This window comes from Amycolatopsis bartoniae, assembly GCF_014191255.1.
GTDB lineage: Bacteria > Actinomycetota > Actinomycetes > Mycobacteriales > Pseudonocardiaceae > Amycolatopsis_E > Amycolatopsis_E bartoniae.
The window spans coordinates 342431-363771 of the sequence record NZ_JACHWH010000001.1 but is presented as its reverse complement, the minus strand read 5'-3'; the positions used below and the strand labels follow the sequence as shown (position 1 = coordinate 363771).

Here is a 21341-nt window from a genome sequence, read left to right as displayed (position 1 = left end):
GTTACTTCAGCTCCGCGGCCAGCTCGGTAGCCGCCGCGACCACCTCGGGGCCCGTGGTCTCCGCCGGAATCCGGCCCAGCGCCAGGACGCCGACGCTCGCCCGCAGCCCGGGCACGCCCCGCACCGGCGCGGCCAGCCCGGTGACCCCGCGCTGGATCTCCCCCGTCGACACGGCCCAGCCGCGGCCGCTCTGACGCAGCGCCAGCGCCTTGCCCGCCGCACCCGTGCCCGCCGGGTGCCGCGTGCCGACGCGGTAGGCCACGTGCACGTTCGTCCAGGACGGCTCCACCACGGCGACGGCCTCGACCTGGTCGCCCTCGGCGATCGACAGGTGCGCTGTCGCGCCCGTGCGCTCCGCGAGCGCCCGCAGCACCGGCCGGGCCACCTCCCGCAGCTGTGGCACCACCTGCCCGGCCAGCCGCAGCACGGCCACGCCGAGGCGCACCTTGTTGCCGTCGCGGCGCACCAGCCCGCGCTCGCCCAGCGGCACCAGCAGCCGGTACACCGCGGCCCGGCTCGCCCCGATCCTCGTCGCCAGCTCCGAGATCGTGGCCGCCTCACCGCCCGCGTCCGCCACCGCCTGCAGCAGGGCGAGGCCGCGGTCCAGCGTCAGCGACCCCTCGGCCGTCACAGCAGCCCGAGCGCCTCGAGGTCCGCGATCGGCTCGGCGAAGGTGGCCGACGCGTAGGACGCGAACAGCGCCCGCACCGCCTTGGCCGCCGGCTCGGACAACGCGCGCGCCTCTTCGGCCAGCTGCTGCCCGTCGGTGGCCGACAGCGCCGCGCGCACGTCCCCGCCGGACAGGCTCCGCGCGACGGCGACGAGCAGGTTGAGGAAGCCGTGGTGGGCGATGCCCGTCTCCGGGTCCTCGTGGCGCACCGCGCGGTGCAGGCTGTTGGTCGCCTTGAACGACGCGCCGGGCGACCCGCTCAGCACGGCCAGGAAGTCGGCCACCTCGTCCACGCTGGGGAAGTTCTCGCTGGACACGCCGCCGCAGCGGATCTTCGGCCAGCTGCCGTGCTCGATCACCTTGCGCACCCCGTCGAGCCAGCCCACGCCCCGGCGCGGCTCGACCACGCGGATCACGTCCTCCGGCACGAACTCCGACACCCGCTCCAGCCACACTTCGTCCACATCGGACGGTGCGGGCATCTCGACCATGCGCAGGGACAGCAGCTCGCTGCGGGACTCGACGATCGAGATCGCCTTGGGCACCCCGCCGAGCCCGGTGTCGATGATCAGCGACAGCGGCAGCGGCTGCTTCGGCTTCACCTTGATCAGCTCGGTGATCAGCTCCGGCAGGCGCGACGCCTGGCAGAGGAAGACGCCGAGCATCGCCGAGCGGTCGCCCGCGCGCGCCTCGAAGTGCGCCCGCAGCGCCTCGGGCATGGTCGCGGTCCCCGGGGGGAACAGCGCCGAGTCGTCTACGAGCCGCGCGAACAGCGGGGGAATTCCGCGGGGGCCGGGGGGCGTGAGTTCCACAGCGCTTGACACAAGGGACACGCTAGTAGCGTACGACAGCCGGACAAACGGGTCCGCAGGGCGGACATCGCCCGGGTCCGCACGAGCCCGCGCCACTACGCCGGATGGGCCAAGGAGATCACTTCCGCTTTCCCGCTACACAGGTTAGGCTCACCTAACCAGGAGGTGGCCCGTGACCCAGACTTCCACCCGGCGTCCCCCGGCGCCGGCGCCCGCCGAGCGCGCCAAGACGCTCGCGACCCGTGACTGCCCCGCCACGCTCGTGCCCACGGGTGGGAAAGGCGGCGAACGCGTGGTGCCCGTCCTGCACCACGTCCACTCCAGCGGCAGCGTCAGCATCCTGCTGCCCGACGGGGACCCGCTGGTCGTGCGCGCCTGCGACGCCGAGGTCGCCGTGATGCTCGAACTGGCCGACGAGGCGCCCGTCGAGCTGCGGGAGCCGGTACGCGGGCTGCTGTGGATCACCGGCTGGCTGCGCCCGCTCGGCGAGGCCGCGGCCAGGGCCCGCGCGCTGGCCATCGCCGAGCAGCGGCCCGACCCGCGGCTGCTCGACCTCGGCCACGGCCTGCGCCTGCTGCGGCTCACTCCGGCGTCACTGGTGCTCGCCGACGCCGAGGGCACGCATTCGCTGCGCCCGCACATGTTCAGCGCCGCCGCGGCCGACCCGTTCACCGACTACGAGGCGAACTGGCTGCGGCACCTGGAGACCGAGCACGCGGACGTGGTCGGGCAGCTCGCCCGGCACGTGCCCGAGGAGCTGCGCGGCGGCCGCATCCGGCCGCTCGGGCTGGACCGGTTCGGCCTGCGGCTGCGGGTCGAGACCGAGACCGACGACCACGACGTCCGGCTCGCGTTCTCCCGCCCCGTCGCCGACCCGGCCCAGCTGTCCGGCGAGCTGCGCCGGCTGATCGGCTGCCCGTTCCTGGCGAAGCAGCGTCAGAGCGACTGAGCGACCTCGGCCGGGAACCCCCCGGTGGCGATGGGACCCCAGCGGTCGATCGTCACCCGGATCAGCGACTTGCCCTGCTTGCGCATCGCTTCGCGGTACTCGTCCCAGTCCGGGTGCTCGCCGGAGATGCAGCGGAAGTACTCGACCAGCGGCTCCACGGCGTCCGGCATGTCGATCACCTCCGCCTGCCCGTCGAACTGCACCCACGCGCCGTTCCACTCGTCGGACAGCACGCAGGCCGACACGGCCGGGTTGCGCCGGACGTTGACCGCCTTGGCGCGCTTCGGGTAGGTCGAGACCACGAAACGGCCTTCGGTGTCGATGCCCGCGGTGACCGGCGAGAGCTGGGGAGTGCCGTCGGCGCGGCTGGTCATCAGGATCGCGCGGTGGCGCGGACGCAGGAACTGGAGGAGCTCTTCACGCCCGACGCGGTCCGCCGTCGCTATTTTCGGTGCCATGAACACCCAAGGTAGCGTCGCCCGCGACTGGCTGCGCCCGGAGCGCCCGGACCGCCCCGCGATCGTGGACGACGCGGCCGAGCGCACGCGCGTCAAGGTCGAACTGTTGATCGTCTTCGGCATCACCCTCGGCCTGTCGGGCGCGCGCAGCCTGGTGTCGCTCCTGGACTCGCTGCTGCAGCCGATTCCGCTGAGCCAGCAGCAGGTCGTGCTCAACAAGCCGCAGGAAGTGCTGAGCCTGCTCGACCTGCTGGCGCAGCTGCTGAGCGTCGCGCAGCTCGTCGGCTGGGGTGCGCTGGGCGGTTACCTGCTCGTGCGTGCCGGGGTGCGGCTGAGGTCGGTCGGCCTCGGCTGGCGTGGCCACGACGCGCTGTGGGGGGCGGGTCTCGCCGCGCTGATCGGCATCCCCGGCCTCGCGCTGTACTTCGTGGGCTGGAAGCTCGGCTTCAACCTCGCCGTCGCTCCCTCCACGCTGAACGACACGTGGTGGCGGCCCGTGGTGCTCGTGCTCTCGGCGTTCGGCAACGCCTTCGCCGAGGAGATGCTGGTGATCGGCTACCTGCTGACCCGGTTGCGGCAGCTCGGGTTCCGCGAGAACAACTCGGTGCTCGCGGCGGCCGTCCTGCGCGGTTCGTACCACCTCTACCAGGGCTTCGGCGGGTTCGTCGGCAACCTGGTGATGGGACTGGTGTTCGGCCGCGTGTGGCAGCGGACCAACCGCCTGTGGCCGCTCATCGTCGCGCACACGCTGCTCGACGTCGTGTCGTTCGTGGGCTACTCGCTGTTGAAGGGCCACGTGTCGTTCCTGCCGTAATCTGCGGGGCATGACTCAACCGAGGGTGGACAGCGAGGTCGGACCACTGCGTGCCGTCCTGCTGCACCGGCCGGGCAACGAGCTCAAGAGGCTCACCCCGCGCAACAACGACCAGCTGCTGTTCGACTCCATCCCGTGGGTGGACCGCGCCCAGCAGGAGCACGACGCGTTCGCCGGGGTGCTGACCGGCCGCGGGGTCGAGGTGCTGCTCCTGGTCGACGTGCTGAAGGAGGCGCTGGAGGACGACCGGGCCCACGCCGCGGGCGTCCGCGCCGCCGTGGACGAGCTGCGCCTTGGCCAGAGCCTCGCCGACTCGCTGCGCTCGCACCTGTCCGGTGTGGACGCGGCCGCGCTGGCCGAGGTGCTCACGAGCGGTCTGACGTACGAGGAGCTACCCGCGGCGGAGGGCGCGTCGCTGGTGCGCAAGATGCACCACCCGCACGACTTCGCGGTCGACCCGCTGCCGAACCTGCTGTTCACCCGCGACTCGTCGGTGTGGATCGCCGACCGCGTGGCGATCTCGTCGCTCGCCATGCCGGCCCGCCGCCGCGAGACGATGCTGCTCGACCTGATCTACGCCTACCACCCGCGGTTCTGCCACGCCGGCCGCGCGTACGGGGCGCATTCGGCGCCGGTCGAGGGCGGCGACGTGATGCTGCTGGCGCCCGGCGTGCTGGCCGTCGGCGTCGGCGAGCGCACCACCGCGGCCGGCGCGGAGTCGCTCGCCCGCTCGCTGTTCGCCGACGATCTCGCGCACACCGTGCTCGCTGTGCCCATCCAGCAGGAGCGGGCGACGATGCACCTGGACACGGTGTGCACGATGGTGGACCGCGACGCCGTGGTGATGTACCCGCTGGCGCGTGACTCCCTCGTCGCCTTCACCATGCGCCCGGACGGCGACGGCTCGCTGTCGGTGAGCGGTCCCGAGCCGTTCCTGCACGCCGCCGCGGAGGCGATGGGCATCGAGAAGCTGCGGGTCATCGACACCGGCCTCGACCCCGTGACGGCCGAGCGCGAGCAGTGGGACGACGGCAACAACACGCTCGCCCTCGCCCCCGGCGTGGTGGTCGGGTACGAGCGCAACGTGGAGACGAACGCGCGGCTGGAGGAGGCGGGCATCGAGGTGCTGCCGATCGCCGGTTCCGAGCTGGGATCGGGCCGCGGCGGGCCGCGCTGCATGTCGTGCCCGATCGTGCGCGACGCACTGGAATGAGGGGAGCCTAACCTTTCCGAATTGAGGGAAGGCTTATCGAAAATAGGTTCTCCTTCATCTGCGGCCCCCATTTTCCTACCCTATTCTCGATTCATGGCCATCTTGAAGAAGGAACCCCGTTCAAAGTTCTACGAGCTGCTGCAACAGCAGATCCAGAACGAGTTCACCGCGTCCCAGCAATACGTCGCGCTGGCGGTGTGGTTCGACAACTCCGACCTGCCCCAGCTGGCGAAGTTCTTCTACCGGCAGGCGCTGGAGGAGCGCAACCACGCGCTCGCCATCACGCAGTACCTGATGGACACCGAGCACCACGTCGAAATCCCCCGGACCGGTGAGATCCGCAACGACTTCACCGACGCGGCCGAACTGGTCGAGCTCGCGCTGGAGCAGGAGAAGGAGGTCGCCGCCGACTTCCGGACGCTGATGAAGGCCGCCCGCGAGGAGGACGACTACCAGGGCGAGCAGTTCCTGCAGTGGTTCCTCAAGGAGCAGGTCGAGGAGGTCTCGACGATGAGCACGCTGCTCAACGTCGTGCGCCGCAGCAACGGCAACCTGTTCGACGTGGAGACGTACCTGGTCCGCGAGGCCCTCGGCGGCGATGCCCCGGACGCCGAAATGCCGCCGGTGGCCGGCGGGGCGCTGTAGTTCAGCAGCTCGCGGGGCCGACCAGGCGCAGGCCGGTCACGCGGTTGCGGTCGTCGACGGAGAACACGTAGGTGGCTCCGGAACCGGCCGCGGCCGTGTACCCCGTCGCGCTCTCGGCCAGCGACGGGTAGGCCGCTTCCAGGTCGTCCTTCGACGAGCCGATGCCGACCCGCTCCGGGGTCCGCGCGCCGCTCGCCTCGAAGCTCACGATCCCCTGGGTGTCCGAGATGGTCACGGTGCGGATGTTCGCGGAGCCCTCGGCGAGCGGGTACTGGGTGCAGCCGCTCTGCGGGGCGGCGGTGGCGGCGAGCTGGCCGGTGCGCACGGCCGCGGCGTAGGGCATGCCCAGCACGAGCTTGCCGTAGCCCACCGGTCCGAGCACGGGGCCGGCGAATGTCTTGGCGCTCGGCGTCGACGGCGGAGTGCTGTCCTGCGCGCGCGACGGCGGCGCCACGTGCTGGGAGGTCTCCGGGGAGGTGTACCCGGAGGCGCTGCCGGAGGCCACGTCCGGCGAGGAGCTGCCGGGCTGGGGCGCGAGGGGTATCGAGCTGGGCGGCAGCGCGGTGGTCGAGGCGCTGAGCATCGTGCTCGGCACCGGCGCGGCGGTGTCCGTCCGGGTGGACCGCAGGTCGCCCAGCACCAGGCCGCCCGCGACCAGCACCAGCGCGGTGAGCGTCCCGCCGGTGGCGGTCAGCGCCCGGCGGCGGCGCCGGACGCGGCGGGCACCGGCGAGGATCGCCTCGGGCGCGTCCTTCCGCGCCCGCACGTCCAGCCGCTCGTCGCCGAACAGGCGGTGCAGCTGCACTTCCAGCTCGTCCTGGTCGGTCAACCCACTTCCCTCCCTCCGGTGATCTTGCCGCGCAGGCTCGTGATCGCCTTGCTGGCCTGGCTCTTCACCGTGCCCTGGCTGATCCCGAGCGCCTGCGCGATCTCCAGCTCGGACAGCCCGTCGTAGTAACGCAGCACGATGACGGCGCGTTGCCTCGGCGGCAACTCGCGTAGGGCCTGCCACAGCGGTTCGTGCTCGAACGGGTCCGCCGGGGACACCACGCGGCCGTCCGGCACGTCCGCCACCAGGTTCTCCCTGCGGGTGCGGCGCCAGCGGCTGATGTGCGCGTTCGCCATCGACCGGCGGATGTACGCGAGCGGGTCCCCGGTCTTGCGCTGGACGTGCGTCCACCGCGAACCGATCTTCTCCAGCACGGTCTGCACGAGGTCGGCGGCGTCGTGGGGGTTGCCGGTCAGGGCGTGCCCGTAGCGGAGCAGCCCTGGCAGGTTCGCGCGCACGAACTCCTCGAAGTCCGTGAGCTCACCGGCCATCGGCGACTCCCTCCCCACCGGCCGCACTCCGCCGGCCGGGACGATCGTCGCCACCGTAGCGCCTTCCACGACAGCCCCCTCAGCTCGTTCCTCCGCCGAACAGGACGCGCGGTGGGGCTCATCGGTTGGCGACCGCGTCCGGAAGCCGGAAAAGGCCGTCGGGGCCGGGCGGAAACGGGTGCACGGCGACGACGGCCTCGGGCCGGATCGGGCCGTAGACGTGCGGGAACCAGATGCCCGCCGGGTGCGGAGGATCGCCCTCCTCCCAGCGCACGGGCACGCCGAGGCGGGCCGGGTCGATCTCCAGCAGCACGAGATCGGTCCGCCCGGCGTAGAGCGCGTTCGCGGGCAGGTGGGTGGTGCCGGGGTCGGAGCAGTGCACGAACCCGGCCGTGTCGAGGGAGGACGGGCGGTACTCGCCGCCCGTCCAGTCCGCCTCGGCGCAGATGTGCAGGATCACCGCAGGGTGAGCTGGCGTCCGATCAGCCCGTCGCGGGCGCGGCGCTCGGTGGCGTCCAGCGGCTCGGAGTCCAGCGAGGCCAGCGCCTTCTCCAGCCGGGCGCCGAGCTGCTCCGCGGGCTCGGCCCACTCGCGGGCGTGTGCCTCCGGGTCGAGGTCCCACACCGGGACCAGCAGGCCGTGGGCGCGGAAGGAGCCGGCGTAGCGGGAGCCCTCGCCGAGGTTCAGCTCACCGGCCGCGGACAGCCGCGCAAGCGCTTGCAGCAGCTTGTTCTCCGGCTCCGGGCGGACCCAGCGCAGGTGCGCCTTCTCCCCGGCGAGCACCCAGTACGAGCCCTTGCCGAGCCGCTCGGTCGGCATGATCGCCTCGTTCGCGCGGTCGAGGGAGAGCTTGACCTCGCCCTCGGCGGCGGCGTCCTCGGGGAGCCACCAGTCGAAGTTCTCGTGCAGCGTGACGTCCAGCTCGGCGTCGGCGACCAGCAGGTCCTGCAGACGCTCCCCGTCGGCGGGAGCGGACGTGGTGTCCGGGACGTTCAGCACGTCGCCGGGCTTGGCCTCCAGCGCCCACTTGACCGACCGGCCCAGGTCGCGGCTCAGGTCCGAGGAGCGGGTCTGCACCTGCAGCCCGACGAACACCCGTTCGTCGGTACGGACGAACGCGGCGGCGGCGCCGGGCAGCACGGTGGCGAGGGTGATCTCCCGGTCGCTGTCGCGCAGCGTCAGCTTCGCGGTGGCGGACGGCACGAACTCGCGCAGGGCGATCAGCTCGGGTTCGGCGGCCAGCCCCTCGAACGGCTGCGCCACGAAGACGTCGCGCACCTTCGGGGCCTTGTTCTTCTTCCGCGAGGCCTTGCCCATCGTGTCCTCCTAGACAGCTCGGCCGCAGACGCTACCGAAGCCACGATCGGGTTAGGGTCGGCGGGTGTTCGATCCACGGGACCCCGACTTCCTCGCCGATCCGTACCCCGCGTTCGCGCGCCTGCGGGAGACCGGCGACGTGCACCGGCACGAGGGGCTGGGGCTGGCGGTCGCGGTGTCCCACGCCGCCGCGTCCGCCGTGCTGCGGCACCGTTCACTCGGCCGGATCTGGACCGACGCCCAGCCCGCCGAGCAGTTCGTGTCGTTCAACCTGCTGCACCGCAACTCGCTGCTGGAGAACGAGCCGCCCGCGCACACGCGGCTGCGGCGCTCGATCTCGTCGGCCTTCGGGCGCGGGCACGTCGAACGGCTGCGGCCGACCGTCGCCGCGCTCGCCGGCGGGATGGTCGCCGAGCTGGCCGAACGCGGCGAGGGTGACCTGCTCGAACACCTCGCGCAGCCACTGCCCGTCGCGGTGATCGCCGAGCTGCTGGCCGTTCCCGAGGCCGACCGGCCGCGGCTCGTGCCCTGGTCGAACGCGATCGTGAAGATGTACGAGTACGGCCTGCCGCCGGAGGGGCAGCGGGCGGCGGAGCAGGCCGCCCAGGAGTTCTCCGACTACCTGCGGGAGATCGTCGAGGAACGCCGCCGCCACCCGGGCGAGGACCTCGTGAGTGACCTCGTGCAGAGCGACCTCACGGGCGACGAAGTGGTGGCGACCGCCGTGTTGCTGCTGATGGCCGGGCACGAGGCGACGGTGAACGTCATCGGCAACGGCGTCTGTGCCCTGCTGCGCAACCCCGGCCAGTGGCGGCGCCTGCGCGAGGACCCCGCGCTGCTGGACTCCGCCGTCGAGGAGCTGATCCGCTACGACTCGCCGCTGCAGCTGTTCGAGCGCACGGCCACCGAGGACGTCGAGATCGCGGGCTTCCGGGTGGCCAAGGGCGAGAAGATCGCCGCGTTGCTCGGCGCCGCCGCACGGGATCCCAAGGTGTTCGACGACCCCGACGCGCTCGACCTCGGCCGCACCCCCAACCAGCATCTCGGCTTCGGCGCGGGCATCCACTACTGCGTCGGCGCGCCGCTGGCCCGCATCGAGATCGCGGCCGCGCTGGCTGCGCTGACGCGGCGGATGCCGGAGCTGCACCTGACGGCCGAGCCGCAGCGGCGGCCGGAGTTCGTCATCCGCGGTCTGCGGACGCTGCCGGTGTCAGCGTGAGGTGTTCGCCCGCACCGGCCGCAGCACCGGCGCCGGCGCGCCCTTGACCTCCACCACGCGGCGCAGCCGCAGCTTCTCCAGCGAGACGGGCGCGAGCAGGCTGGTGAGCCGGTGCACGGCCGTCGCCGTGAGCGCCGCCAGCAACGCGGCCGACAGGTCGAGCAGCCCGGTGAGGAACACCCCGTCGGCCTGCGCCTGCACGCCGTCGCGGAACCGCCACACGATCACCAGCACCATCACCACGGCGTCCAGCACCCACGCCGCCCACCAGGCGAGCACCAGCCGCGACGGCTTGGGGCGCTGGTCGGCGGGCCGCCGCAGCACGGTGTGCTCCAGCTCGGCGAGGATCGAGCCCGCCATCACCAGGTTCAGCCCCGGCACGAGCGTGCCGAGCAGGACCTGGCGCGTCGGCCTCGGCGGCTCCTGGCCGTTCTCGTCCGCCGCGGCCTGCCGTGCGACGAGCAGCCACCACAGCGCCGACGCGATGCCGAGGAACCCGAACATGACCGTGAGCAGCGACGCGATGATCTCCAGCGAGTCCGACATCGCGACCACGTCGGTGTCCAGCGCCGAGTTCCGGCTGATCACCAGCAGCGCGTAACGCCAGTACTCCGACGCCGCCCCGGCCAGCGCCAGGCCCACGAGGAACCACAGGATCGTGACGGCGTTGCGCGACAGCACCCGGACGCGCTCCACCGGACGCGGGTAGCCGGACGGGGTGCCGGGCACCGTCGTCGGCTCACGCCACGTCAGGTTCGGAAAACCCCAGCGCGGCGGCACCGGGTACGCGGGCGGGCCGGCGTAGCGCTCGACCGGGCGGACCCGGCGGGGCGGCAGCGCGCCGGGCGGTGGGGAGGCGACCCACCGCACACGCGGGCGGAAGTGGTGACGGCCGGACTGCACGGGCTAGAGGATCTCCGGCGGCACGTCCGCGTGGTCGCCGACCACGGGACGGCCCTCGGCGTGCCAGGACTTCATGCCGCCGGCCACGTTCACCGCGTCCCAGCCGCTGGCGTTGAGCCAGGCGGTGGCGCGGGCGGAGCGGCCGCCGCTGCGGCACACCACGTAGATCGGCTTGTCGTCGGGCAGCTTCGCCAGCTCGTCGACACGGGCGGGCAGTTCGCCCAGCGGGATGTGGAGCGCGCCGGGCGCGTGCCCGGCGGCCCACTCGTCGTCCTCCCGGACGTCGAGCAACGTGACGTCGTCGGCGGGGAGTTCGGAGACGGAGGCGGTGGGAGGCTGACCAGGGTGGTTCACGCGGCCAGTTTCCCACGCGCCTCCATCAGGCGCACGTGAGCTAGTGCGCAGTGGCCTTCTCGGCGTGGGCACCGGTCAGCGCCCGCACCTCCATCTCGGCGTACTTCGCGTCGTTCGTCTCCTTCGACAGGACCGTGCCGAGCCAGCCGAGGAAGAACGAGACCGGGATGGACACCAGGCCCGGGTTGGACAGCGGGAACCAGTGGAAGTCCGCGTGCTTGATCATCGACGTGGACTCACCGGACACCGCGGGCGAGAAGACGATCAGCACGATGGTGACGACCAGGCCGCCGTAGATGCTGAACAGCGCGCCCCGGGTGTTGAACCGCTTCCAGAACAGCGAGTACAGCAGCGTCGGCAGGTTCGCCGAGGCCGCCACCGCGAAGGCCAGCGCGACGAGGAACGCCACGTTCTGGCTCTTGGCGAGGATGCCGCCGACGATCGCGATCGCGCCGATCACCAGCGCGGTGATCCTGGCGACGCGCACCTCCGCGTTCTTGCTGTCCACCTTGCCCTTCTTGATCACGTTGGCGTACACGTCGTGCGCGAACGACGCGGACGCGGTGATCGTGAGGCCCGCGACCACGGCGAGGATCGTCGCGAACGCCACCGCCGCGATGAACCCGAGCAGCACCGGGCCGCCCAGTTCGAGCGCGAGCAGCGGGGCCGCCGAGTTCGTCGTGCCGGGCGCCTTGCTGATCCTGTCCGCGCCCACCAGCGCGCCGGCGCCGTAGCCGAGCACCAGCGTGAACAGGTAGAACACGCCGATCAGCACGATCGCCCACACCACGGACTTCCTGGCGTCCTTGGCGGTCGGCACCGTGTAGAAGCGCATCAGCACGTGCGGCAGGCCCGCCGTGCCGAGCACCAGCGCGATGCCCAGCGACAGGAAGTCCAGCTTCGAGGTGCCGGTCTTGCCGTACTGCTTGCCGGGGCCGAGCAGGGCCTCGCCCTTCGCGCCGCCGCCGGCCTTGTCGACCGCGTGCTGCAGCAGGCTGGAGAAGTTGAAGCCGTACCGGCCGAGCACCCACAGGGTCATCGCGAGCGCACCGATGATCAGCAGCGCGGCCTTGATGATCTGCACCCACGTGGTGCCCTTCATGCCGCCGATCAGCACGTACAGCACCATGATCACGCCGACGACGGCGATCACGATGTCCTGGCCCACGTCACCGGAGACGCCGAGCAGCAGGTTCACCAGTGTGCCCGCACCGGTCATCTGCGCGAGCAGGTAGAAGATCGACACGATCAACGTCGAGATCGCGGCCGCCGCGCGCACCGGGCGCTGTTTCATGCGGAACGCCAGCACGTCGCCCATGGTGAACTTACCGGTGTTGCGCAGCAGCTCCGCGACCAGCAGCAGGGCGACCAGCCACGCGACCAGGAACCCGATCGAGTAGAGGAAGCCGTCGTAGCCGTTGACCGCGATGGCGCCCGCGATGCCGAGGAACGACGCCGCCGACAGGTAGTCGCCGGAGATCGCGATGCCGTTCTGCGGACCGGTGAAGGCGCGGCCCGCGGCGTAGTAGTCGGACGCCGTCTTCGTGTTGCGGCTGGCCCAGAACACGATGACGAGGGTGATCGCGACGAAGATCGCGAAGATGATGATGTTGAGCGTCGGGTTGCTGCCCTCGACGCCCGCCGCCAGTGTCTTCACTCGGCGTCTCCTTCGACCGTCTCGAGCCGCTCGCCCTCGATCTCACCGCGGATCCGGTCCGAGACCGGGTCGAGCTTCCGGTTGGCGTAGCGGACGTACAGCCCGGTGATGACGAACGTGGACACGAACTGCAGCAGGCCGATCAGCAGTCCGACGTTGAAGTTCCCGGCGATCTTCGTCGCCATGAACTTCGGCGCGTAGTCAGCGAGCAGGACGTAGAGCAGGTACCAAGCCAGAAAGAGGACCGTCATCGGGAAGACGAAGGTGCGGAGCCGGTGCTTCAGTTGGACGAAGTCCGGACTCTCCTGCACCTGTTTCCAGTCGCTGCCCGGGCCCGTGCCTTCCAGGCCCTGGTCGGTGGTGCTCACGGGACAACCTCACTCTCCATGATTTCTCCCTCTCCCGGTCGGTGGCTGCGGTAGATCTTGCCGGTAAAGCGGAGATAAGTTGTTAATCCTTTCGAGTGAATGAGATTACTCACTGTGGGCTAAATTACGGCCCCATTATGACAACGATGTCCGTTTTGGAACTTCAGATTGCACCCGTACGGTTACTTGCGGTGCCGTCCCCGGCCAGCACGGTGGCGGTTCTCGACCTGTCCGAAGCGCGCGACCGCGCGATCCCGCATGAAGCCCAGGGGGTCGGGCGCGTGCAGCCGGAGCATCACGTTGTTGACGTCGGCGGGCTTGCCGTCCGGGGTGGCGAGGCTGACCAGGACAGTGACCGCGAACGCCACCGGCACCGTGATCAACGCGGGCTGGTCGGCGAGCCACGGGGCCCAGCCGCCGGTGTAGCCGCTGATCGTGTTGAGCACCAACGCCGCCACCACGAGGCCGCCGCCGACGATCATCCCCGTCATCGCGCCGGGCCAGGTGAGCCTGCGCCACCAGATCCCCAGCACGAGCACCGGGGAGAACGTGGACGCGGCGAGCGCGAAGGACATGCCGACGCTGAGCGAGAGGTCCGTGGCCCGCATGGTCAGCGCGAGCAGAGCGGGCAGGATGCCGACCAGCCCGGCGGACCAGCGGAAGTCCCGCACCCGGCCCTTGAACAGGTCGGTCGAGACCACACCGGCGACGCTCACCAGCAGCCCCGACGAGGTGGACAGGAACGCGGCGAACGCACCCGCCATCACCACGCCGGTGAGGATGTCGCCGCCCACGCCGGGCAGCACGGCCTGCGGCAGCCGCAGCACCGCCGCGTCGGTCTGCCCCGTGACCAGCAGCTGTGGCACGTACATCCGGGACATCGCGCCGAGCAGCGTCGGGAACAGGTAGAACAACCCGAGCAGCAGCAGCACGTGCACCGCCGTGCGGCGGGCGGCCTTGCCGTCGGGGTTGGTGTAGAAGCGGACCAGCACGTGGGGCAGGCCCATCGTGCCGAGGAAGGTCGCCAGCAGCAGCGAGTACGTCTGCAGCAGGTCGGCCACGCCGCCCCGGCCGGGCCGCAGCCAGTCGCTGTTGGCCGACGCGGCGTCCGAGACCACCGGCACCGGCGTGCCCGCGGCGAAGCGCAGCTCGGTGCCCTCGGCGACCTGCTCGGTCGCGCCCTTGGCCCAGACCACGATCCGGTCGTCGGCCTCGCCGGGCAGGCGCACCCGCACCGGCGTGACCGTGGTGACCCGCAGGCCCACGTTGGTCTCGACGCGCACCGTGGTGTCGGCCGGGAACGTCGGCGGCGCGGGGGAACCGAGCGAGCCGGACGGCCCGTTGTGACCGCTGGTCACGAAGACCGCGCACAGCACGAAGGCGGGCACGGCCAGCGCGAACAGCTTGAGCCAGTACTGGAACGCCTGGACCACGGTGATCGCGCGCATCCCGCCGGCGAGCACGTTCGTCAGCACGAGCACCATCACCGCGAGCGCGCCCACCCACCACGGCACGGGCAGCACGATGCTCAGCGCGAGACCGGCGCCCTGCAGCTGCGGCACCAGGTACAGGATCCCGATCACCACGACGAACGCGGTGGCGCAGCGGCGCAGCGCGACCGAACCGAGCCGCGCCTCGATGAAGTCCGGCAGGGTGTAGGCGCCGGACCGGCGCAACGGCGCGGCGACGAACAGCATCAGCGCGAGGTAGCCCGCGGTGAAACCGATCGGGTACCACAGCCCGTCGGCGCCCTCCTTGAGCACGATCCCGGCGACGCCGAGGAACGACGCGGCGGACAGGTACTCACCGGAGATCGCGGCGGCGTTGCGGCGCGAGCGCACGGTCCGGCGCGCGACCAGGAAGTCGTGGGTGGAGCTGGCGAACCGGGACGAGCGATGACCGAGGTAGAAGGTCATCGCGGCCACCAGCACGATGCCGGTGAGCGCCCACGCGTTCAGCTGCACGGCTGACAGTGTGGCATCACGGGTCGGCTCGTTCCCCCAGCGGCAGCTCGCACCGCCGCGGGTTCTGAGGGGCCTTCTCAGGTTCCGCTACCCGCACCGCTACGCAAGCCATGATCACTTCTCAATTCTCGATCATGTCGACGAAGTCGCGTTCGTGGCGCTCGGCGAGCCTGTTGTACGCCAGGCCCGCCAGCAGGAGCAGCGGGAACGGCAGGATCGCCAGCAACAGCCACGCCAGCGGCACGCCGATGACGCTGACCCCCGCGAAGGCCGGGGCCAGGTAGAACGCGAGCGGCAGGCCGCCGAGCAGCAGCACCACCAGCGCGGTGAGCGCCAGCCCGGCGCGCAGCTGCCGCTTCACCAGGTCGTCCACCAGCAGCGTGCCCCAGCTGGTCTGCTCCTCCAGCTCGACCCGGGCCCGCAGCGTCGGCGTGGACCGCGAACGCGGGTCGGCGAGCACGACCCGTTGCCGCTTGGGCGGTTTCGCCTGCTGTTCCGGTTCCGGCGGGGGTTCGACAGGGGCGGCGGGCACCCGCTCGACCGTCGCGGGCTCGTGCCGGGCGTAGTTCTTCCCGAGGGTGGGGTCCGGCACCCGGACCCCGTCCACCCGCCGGTAGAAGTCTTCGCCGTTCATCGCCCGGTCAAGCGGTCCTTCAGCTCACGCGTGTGCCGTCGCGACACCGGCAGGAGCTTCTCGTCGTTGCCGATCACCACCTGGTAGCCGCCCTGGCCCATGCGCAGCTCGGTGATCAGGTTGAGCGCCACCAGGAACGACCGGTGGATACGCACGAAACCCGCTTTCTCCCAGCGTTCCTCCAGCTGGGTCAACGGGATGCGCACCAGGTGGCTGTTGCCGTCCGTGGTGAACAGCCGCGCGTAGTCGCCCTGCGCCTCGACCCACCGCACGGTGGAGCGCGGCACGAGCTTCGTGGTGCCCGCCAGCTCGACCGGGATCACCTCGTCGTCGTCCGGCTTGGCCGGGGCGGCCGCGCCCGGCTGCCCCCCGCTCGGGGCCGGGACCGTGCGCAGCTTCTCCAGCACCCGGTCCACGGCCCGGTCGAGGCGGCTCTGGTTGCACGGCTTGAGCAGGTAGTCCACCGCGCCGAGGTCGAACGCGTTCACGGCCTCCGACGCGTGCCCGGTCACGAAGACGAGCACCGGCGCCGGGTTGAGCGCCGAGAACACGCGGGCCATCTCCATCCCGGACAGGCCGGGCATCTGCAGGTCGGCGAACACCGCGTCGATCGGGGGCAGGCCGCGCTCCTTGCGCCGGCGCAGCTCCTCGTCGTCGGAAGCCAGCAGCCGCAGGGCCTCCGCCGCGTCGACCGCGGCGAACACGCGCCCGATGTGCGGGTTCGACTGCAGGCCCTCGACGAGCAGGCTCAGCCCGTGGGGTTCGTCGTCCACGGCGAGCACGACCAATCGCCGGGTTTCGTTGTGCGCACTCATAAGTGGTTCGCATCCTGCCCAGTGATCGGCCTGCTGTCCATACCGCGCACGGGCGAACGCATTACAACCCGTAGCGGCTCCAGAGAACCCGCTGTGTGACCGCTTCCAGCAACGCCGCCGCGGGCGCACCGACGCCGAGCCGCGCGAGCAGCGGCTTCTTCGGCTCCGCGACGCGGATCTCGGCGTCCGGGAAGCGGTCCTCGACCACCTCGCGCAGGTTGCCGAGGCCGTCGACGAGGCCCAGCTCCTTGGCCTTCTCGCCAAGCCACACGTCGCCGTTGAACAGGTCGGCGTCGCTCGCGAGCCGGTCGCCGCGGCGCTCCTTGACCCAGCCGACGAACAGCTCGTGCAGCTGGGCGTGCATCTTCCCCAGCCACTCGACGTCCTCGGGCTTCTCCGGGCTGAACGGGTCGAGCCGGGACTTGTTCTCGCCCGCCGTGTGCAGCCGCCGCTCGATGCCGAACCGCTCCAGCAGCCCGGTGAAGCCGAACCCGCCGGAGATCACGCCGATGGAGCCGACCAGCGACGTGCGGTGCGCGTAGATCTCGTCGGCCGCGCACGCCAGCCAGTACCCGCCCGACGCGGCGACGTCCTCGCAGAACGCCAGCACCGGCACCTCGGGCTTCTTGGCGGCGAGCTGCCGGATGCGCTCGGCGACGAGCCCGGACTGCGTGGGCGCGCCGCCCGGCGAGTTGATCAGCAGCGCGACGGCCTTGAGCCGGTCGTGGTCGAACGCCCTGGTCAGCGCCGACTCGATGGCCGCAAGGTTGATGCTGCCACGCGCCAGCGGCGACGGGGTCGGCGTGATGACGCCGTGCAGCTTGACGACCGCGACCACGTCGGTGCGGTCACCCCGGTCGCCGATGCGCGGGATCCGGCTGGTCAGTAGGTCGGTGACGCTCGCACTCATGCCGAGAGGTTACGTGCCTTTCCTCGCGTGTGCAGGTGACCCGTTGCGGCTCGTCTGCGGCGGCACGTTCGCGGTGTAGTCCGGCAGCTCGGTGCGCACGCCGGGGGCGAACTTCGGCACCCGCAGCGTCACCTTCATGCCCGCCCCTGGCGCTGTCTCGACCATCAGCGCGTACTCGTCGCCGAACAGCTGCCGCATGCGGGCGTTGATGTTGCCGAGCCCCACGTGCGCGCCCGTGCGGTGCGAGTTGCGCAGGTCGGCGAGGCGGTTCGGGTCCATGCCGATGCCGTCGTCCTCGACGCTGATCAGCGCCTCGGTGCCGTAGTCCTGCGCGGTCACGGTGACCATGCCGCCGCTGGGCTTGTTCGCCAGCCCGTGCTGCACGGCGTTCTCCACGAGCGGCTGGATGATCAGGAACGGCACCACGACCGACAACACCTCGGGCGCGATCTTGAGCCGCACCTCCAGCCTGCCGCCGAAGCGGGCGCGCTCGATGGTCAGGTAGCGGTCGATGTTGCGCAGCTCGTCTGCGAGCGTGGTGAACATGCCGGAGGTGCGGAACGAGTAGCGGGTGAAGTCCGCGAACTCCTGCAGCAGCTCGCGCGCCTCCTCCGGATCGGTGCGGATCAGCGCGGAGATCGTGTTGAGCGCGTTGTAGATGAAGTGCGGCGAGATCTGCGCCCGCAGCGCCTTGATCTCGGCCTGCTGCAGCTGCAGCTTCGACTCGTCGAGCCGGGCCAGCTCGAACTGGGTGCACACGAACTGGGCGACGGCGTCGGCCATCTGCACCAGGCGCTTGCCCTTCGTGCGCCCGACGACGATCAGCACCGCCTCGATCTCGCCGTCCACGATGAGCGGCACGATCACGGCGGTCCGCATCTTGCAGGTCCCGCGGTGGTCGCACGGCACGTCGTCGTGGGAGACGACCTCGCGCCGGTGCTTGCGGATCGCCATGCTGATCGGGCCGGTGAGGTCGACGTAGTGGTCGTTGGCCTCGCCGTCCCACGAGACGAGCGTGCCCTCCGGGTCGGTGATCCCGACCGCGACGCACTTGAGCAGCTCCAGCAGCTGGGAGGTGATCCGGTCGGCGGCCGCCTGGTCGAAGCCCTCGCGCAGGTCAGGCGCCGCCTTCGACATGTGGTAGACGGCTTCGAGCACCGCGTCGTCGACGAAGCTGCTCGGCTTGCGGGCGCGGACGACCAGCGTGATCACGACGATCAGCAGCACACCCGCGAGCGTCCACGGGAGGATCTGCGCGATCGGCAAGTCGGACACGGCGTCAATGCTCTGCGCTCGCTCGACCGGGTGCAAGGCTTCCAGCCCACTTTCTGTGTAGGTATCAACACCCTGGGGTAAGAGGGACCTTACCCGCCGCGCAGGAACCGCCGAATCGACCAACCGTGTGTCGCAATTAGACGCTCAACGGGTGAAAAGCTCACTCACCCGCTGCTACTTGAGCAGGCGCGACATCCGCCGGTCGGCGAGCGGTTTCCCGCCGGTCTGGCACGTCGGGCAGTACTGGAACGCCTTGTCCGCGAACGAGATCTCCCGCACCGTGTCGCCACACACCGGGCACGGCAACCCGGCCCGCGCGTGCACCCGCAGGCCCGAGCGCTTCTCCCCCTTCAGCCGCGCCGCGTCCTGCCCCACCGAGCGCGTGACGGCGTCGGTGAGCACCTGCTGCATCGCCTCGTACAGCCTGTCCAGCGTGTCCTCGGTGAGCTTGCCCGGCGTCGCGTACGGGGAGAGCTTCGCGGCGTGCAGGATCTCGTCGGAGTACGCGTTGCCGATCCCGGCGATCAGCGACTGGTCGGTGAGGGCGTTCTTGAGCCGCTCGGTGCGGCCGGCGAGCAGCTCGCCGAGCTTCTCGCGGGTCAGCTCCAGCGCGTCCGGCCCCAGCCTCGCGATGCTCGGCACCTCCTGTGGATCCCGCACGATCCACACCGCGAGGCCCTTCTTCGTGCCCGCCTCGGTGAGGTCGAACCCCGGGCCCCCCAGGTGCACCCGCAGCGCGAGCGGCCCGCGCCCGGGTTTCGGCGGCACCGGGGACAACGAGTCCGACCAGCGCAGCCAGCCCGCGCGGGCCAGGTGGACCACGAGATGCAGGCCGTCGCAGTCGAGGTCGAGGTGCTTGCCGTGGCGGCCGGCGCCGGTGACCGTGCGGCCATGCAGCTCCGTCCACTGCGGAGTCACGGTCTTGAGGACGCCGAACGACGCCACGTCGACCCGGGTCACCGTGCGGCCGACCGCGTGCTCACGCAGGTGGTAAGCGAGCGCCTCGACCTCGGGTAACTCGGGCATCGGTCACTCCATCGGGTGCAGGGGGCCGTCGAAGTCCGGCAGGCCTTCGCGCTGGATGGTCCTGGCGACCTTGGCGACTTCGCCGCGCACCCGGAACATCCCGGTGACGACGCCGACCCAGCGCTCCGGCGGGTGCTCGCCCAGCGGATCCCCGTCGGTCTCCGCCACGAGCCCCCACGGCCGGTTCAGCACCCACCGCAGCGGGAAGAACAGCGCGATCAGCAGCAGGCCCCAGACCACCCACGCCGGAACCACGACCCCGTCGGGTAGCCAGGCCACCAGGATAACCGCGAGCAGGAGGGTGACGGACAACATCGCGACCCCGGACGCGGGGCTGCCTGCGACGTCGTGCTCGAAGTCCTCCACGGTCGCGGGGCGGCGCCACTCCATCTGCGCCCGGACGATCCACTCCCGGCCGTCCGTACCCTGCACCCGCCGGTTCATCGTTCGTGGCCTCCCGGGCACGCTCCGTCGTTCCTGAGCGGATCAACGGTAGCGCGGCCCGGGTGCACCGCGCGAGGGACGCGGCTCAAGATCCACTGCTGGGCGCGGAAGTTTCGTCCGTTTGCGCCGACCCGCCCCACAGCCACCAGAAGAACGTCGAGTGCCGGGGCTTGGCCGTGTCGGTGGTCTCGGTCATCTTCACGTCGTTGTCCGGGGTGTCGTCGGACCGGGAGCTGTAGGTCTCGTCGTCGCCGCGGTGAGGGTTGTTCGCCCCGTGGTTGCCCTTGCCCGGCTTCGAGCTCTGGGTCGACGTGTCCGTCGAGCCCAGGTCGTCCCTGGCCCCGACCGAACCGGAGCTGCTCGACGAGTCCCCGCTCGCCGTGGCCGGAGCCGTCTGCGGCGGCGGCACCACGGCCTGGTCGTCCCCGCTCACGGGCCGGTCCACGGTGGACTGGTGCTGCACCGTCGCCGGCTTGCCGGGCAGCTGCAGCGTCGCCTCACCCGGCGGAACGGGCTCCTGCGGCGGCGAGCTGAGCAGCGACGGCTGGGTCGGCGCGATCCGCAGCTCCACGCCGCTCTGCGGCAGGCCGATCGGCTGCGAGTGGTGCGCGTCGAGCAGCGCGGGACCGACCGCGACGCCGACCACACCCGCGGCGGCCGTCGAGGCCAGCGCGACGCCGATCTTGAGCTTCGACAGCAGCAGGCCCTTGAGGGTCGTCAGCGCCCCGCTGCCCGCACCGGCCGCCGCGATCGCGGCCGTCGAAGGCACGAGCAGCGCCAGGACACCGGCGTGCGCCCGCAGCGAGGAACAGACGTCGCGCAGCTCGGCGTGCATCGACCGGCACGAGGCACAGCCCAGCAGGTGCGTACGGATCCGGGTCGCCTCGGACCCGGTGACACTGCCGGCGGTGTACCCGCCCAGTTTTTCGATCACCCCCCGGCAACCAACGTCCGAGGTGCGGTTCATCGCCAGGTGCGCCTGCAGGTACGCCGCGCGCAACCCCTGGCGCGCCCGGCGGGCGAGCGCCGCGGTGGCGTTCGCGCTCAGGCCGAAGTGCGGGGCCACCACGGCGGGCTGCTCCCCCTCGACCTCCGTCTGCCAGAGGACGGTGCGCCAGCGCTCTGGCAGGCTCGTGAACGCAGTCGCGATCAGCGAGTGCTCCGCCGTGCGGGCATGCGCGTCCGCACCGGCGCCCGCGCGCACGGTCAGCTCGTCGTCGGTGACCGGGACGTCCCGGCGGGCCCCGTGCCACTCCCACGACACGCGGCGCGCCACGGTCAGCAGGTAGGCGCGGACGTGGTCCCGCGGCCCCGCCCCACGGCGAAGGGCCTGCAGCACCCGGAAGAACGTCTCGGCGGTGATGTCCTCCGCCTCCGACGCGTCGCTGGCGATCCCACGCGCCAGGCGCCGCACGGCTCCCGAATGGAGCTCGAACAGCTCGCTGAACGCGCGGTCCTCGCCCGCCCGGAGCCGACGCAGAAGAGCCTGCTCATCGGCCGATACCGTGCGTTGCTCCGGTACCGTCGCTTCCTCCGTCATCCGGCCAGGCACCTCCTCCCCGGGCGGGACTAAC

The 21341-nt window shown here is 71.4% G+C and carries 24 protein-coding genes; 5 read left to right on the top strand and 19 right to left on the bottom strand.

What is annotated here, in order from left to right; genetic code table 11:
* Position 1: 1 nt before the first annotated feature.
* Both FHX82_RS01850 and FHX82_RS01845 read right to left on the bottom strand, forming a co-directional pair.
* Positions 2-631 carry an IclR family transcriptional regulator gene (locus FHX82_RS01850; RefSeq protein WP_145934986.1) on the bottom strand — a complete coding sequence of 210 codons (630 nt, stop codon included), beginning with the start codon at positions 629-631 and terminating at the stop codon, positions 2-4.
* Positions 628-1482 (bottom strand): hypothetical protein, encoded by an 855-nt coding sequence (locus FHX82_RS01845; protein ID WP_268247148.1) that lies wholly within the window; start codon positions 1480-1482, stop codon positions 628-630. Before FHX82_RS01845 ends, FHX82_RS01850 begins: the two co-directional genes overlap by 4 nt.
* Before the next feature lie 172 nt (positions 1483-1654).
* Between FHX82_RS01845 and FHX82_RS01840 the strand changes: the two genes are divergently transcribed.
* Complete coding sequence (locus FHX82_RS01840) at positions 1655-2431, top strand: DUF2470 domain-containing protein (RefSeq protein WP_145934987.1); 777 nt, start codon at positions 1655-1657, stop codon at positions 2429-2431.
* Here FHX82_RS01840 and FHX82_RS01835 read toward each other — a convergent pair.
* Positions 2419-2889 (bottom strand): PPOX class F420-dependent oxidoreductase, encoded by a 471-nt coding sequence (locus FHX82_RS01835; protein WP_145934988.1) that lies wholly within the window; start codon positions 2887-2889, stop codon positions 2419-2421. The genes FHX82_RS01840 and FHX82_RS01835 overlap by 13 nt on opposite strands.
* Here FHX82_RS01835 and FHX82_RS01830 point away from each other — a divergent pair.
* The 3 genes from FHX82_RS01830 (at position 2888) to FHX82_RS01820 (ending at position 5561) form a co-directional block, all read left to right on the top strand.
* Positions 2888-3703 (top strand): CPBP family intramembrane glutamic endopeptidase, encoded by an 816-nt coding sequence (locus FHX82_RS01830; RefSeq protein WP_145934989.1) that lies wholly within the window; start codon positions 2888-2890, stop codon positions 3701-3703. The two genes, FHX82_RS01835 and FHX82_RS01830, sit on opposite strands and share 2 nt — an antisense overlap.
* 25 nt (positions 3704-3728) lie before the next feature.
* Positions 3729-4916 carry an arginine deiminase gene (locus FHX82_RS01825; protein WP_183176571.1) on the top strand — a complete coding sequence of 396 codons (1188 nt, stop codon included), beginning with the start codon at positions 3729-3731 and terminating at the stop codon, positions 4914-4916.
* Between the two features lie 93 nt (positions 4917-5009).
* Entirely contained in the window at positions 5010-5561 is a 552-nt protein-coding gene (locus FHX82_RS01820) for a ferritin (RefSeq protein WP_145934991.1), read from the top strand.
* Between the two features lies 1 nt (position 5562).
* On the opposite strand, the gene FHX82_RS01815 is transcribed toward FHX82_RS01820, so the two are convergent.
* The 4 genes from FHX82_RS01815 to FHX82_RS01800 all read right to left on the bottom strand — a co-directional run bounded on the left by FHX82_RS01815 (position 5563) and on the right by FHX82_RS01800 (position 8198).
* Positions 5563-6390: a superantigen-like protein SSL4 gene (locus tag FHX82_RS01815; RefSeq protein WP_145934992.1), complete on the bottom strand. Its 828-nt coding sequence runs from the start codon at positions 6388-6390 to the stop codon at positions 5563-5565.
* A complete protein-coding gene (locus tag FHX82_RS01810; protein WP_145934993.1) occupies positions 6387-6881 on the bottom strand; it encodes a SigE family RNA polymerase sigma factor in 495 nt (164 codons plus the stop codon). The genes FHX82_RS01815 and FHX82_RS01810 overlap by 4 nt, the downstream gene beginning before the upstream one ends.
* A 118-nt stretch (positions 6882-6999) precedes the next feature.
* Positions 7000-7341: a DUF952 domain-containing protein gene (locus tag FHX82_RS01805; protein ID WP_145934994.1), complete on the bottom strand. Its 342-nt coding sequence runs from the start codon at positions 7339-7341 to the stop codon at positions 7000-7002.
* Positions 7338-8198, bottom strand: a complete 861-nt coding sequence (locus FHX82_RS01800) for a DUF5926 family protein (protein WP_145934995.1) — start codon at positions 8196-8198, stop codon at positions 7338-7340. Before FHX82_RS01800 ends, FHX82_RS01805 begins: the two co-directional genes overlap by 4 nt.
* Positions 8199-8262: 64 nt before the next feature.
* On the opposite strand from FHX82_RS01800, the gene FHX82_RS01795 reads away from it, so the two are divergent.
* The gene (locus FHX82_RS01795) at positions 8263-9417 is read left to right on the top strand and encodes a cytochrome P450 (RefSeq protein ID WP_145934996.1); all 1155 of its coding nucleotides are present in this window, start codon (positions 8263-8265) and stop codon (positions 9415-9417) included.
* Here FHX82_RS01795 and FHX82_RS01790 read toward each other — a convergent pair.
* From FHX82_RS01790 to FHX82_RS01735, 12 genes are all read right to left on the bottom strand, one after another.
* A complete protein-coding gene (locus FHX82_RS01790) occupies positions 9409-10320 on the bottom strand; it encodes a DUF4328 domain-containing protein (protein WP_229880783.1) in 912 nt (303 codons plus the stop codon). The genes FHX82_RS01795 and FHX82_RS01790 overlap by 9 nt on opposite strands.
* 3 nt (positions 10321-10323) lie before the next feature.
* On the bottom strand, positions 10324-10674 hold the full coding sequence (locus FHX82_RS01785; protein WP_145934997.1) for a rhodanese-like domain-containing protein: 351 nt from the start codon (positions 10672-10674) through the stop codon (positions 10324-10326).
* Between the two features lie 40 nt (positions 10675-10714).
* Positions 10715-12331, bottom strand: a complete 1617-nt coding sequence (locus FHX82_RS01780; protein WP_145934998.1) for a monocarboxylic acid transporter — start codon at positions 12329-12331, stop codon at positions 10715-10717.
* The gene (locus FHX82_RS01775) at positions 12328-12699 is read right to left on the bottom strand and encodes a DUF485 domain-containing protein (RefSeq protein WP_145934999.1); all 372 of its coding nucleotides are present in this window, start codon (positions 12697-12699) and stop codon (positions 12328-12330) included. Before FHX82_RS01775 ends, FHX82_RS01780 begins: the two co-directional genes overlap by 4 nt.
* 182 nt (positions 12700-12881) lie before the next feature.
* Positions 12882-14663, bottom strand: coding sequence for a sodium/solute symporter (locus tag FHX82_RS01770; RefSeq protein ID WP_145935000.1), 1782 nt, complete (start codon positions 14661-14663; stop codon positions 12882-12884).
* Between the two features lie 121 nt (positions 14664-14784).
* Complete coding sequence (locus tag FHX82_RS01765; RefSeq protein WP_145935001.1) at positions 14785-15297, bottom strand: hypothetical protein; 513 nt, start codon at positions 15295-15297, stop codon at positions 14785-14787.
* Positions 15294-16112, bottom strand: coding sequence for a LytR/AlgR family response regulator transcription factor (locus tag FHX82_RS01760; RefSeq protein ID WP_145935002.1), 819 nt, complete (start codon positions 16110-16112; stop codon positions 15294-15296). Before FHX82_RS01760 ends, FHX82_RS01765 begins: the two co-directional genes overlap by 4 nt.
* 61 nt (positions 16113-16173) lie before the next feature.
* The gene (locus FHX82_RS01755) at positions 16174-17022 is read right to left on the bottom strand and encodes a S49 family peptidase (protein ID WP_145935003.1); all 849 of its coding nucleotides are present in this window, start codon (positions 17020-17022) and stop codon (positions 16174-16176) included.
* 9 nt (positions 17023-17031) lie between these two features.
* A complete protein-coding gene (locus FHX82_RS01750; protein ID WP_145935054.1) occupies positions 17032-18306 on the bottom strand; it encodes a GAF domain-containing sensor histidine kinase in 1275 nt (424 codons plus the stop codon).
* Between the two features lie 165 nt (positions 18307-18471).
* Positions 18472-19323, bottom strand: coding sequence for an Fpg/Nei family DNA glycosylase (locus FHX82_RS01745; RefSeq protein ID WP_145935004.1), 852 nt, complete (start codon positions 19321-19323; stop codon positions 18472-18474).
* Between the two features lie 3 nt (positions 19324-19326).
* Positions 19327-19767 carry a DUF983 domain-containing protein gene (locus FHX82_RS01740; RefSeq protein WP_145935005.1) on the bottom strand — a complete coding sequence of 147 codons (441 nt, stop codon included), beginning with the start codon at positions 19765-19767 and terminating at the stop codon, positions 19327-19329.
* Positions 19768-19852: 85 nt separating this feature from the next.
* Complete coding sequence (locus tag FHX82_RS01735) at positions 19853-21307, bottom strand: sigma-70 family RNA polymerase sigma factor (RefSeq protein WP_229880781.1); 1455 nt, start codon at positions 21305-21307, stop codon at positions 19853-19855.
* Between the last annotated feature and the right edge of the window lie 34 nt (positions 21308-21341).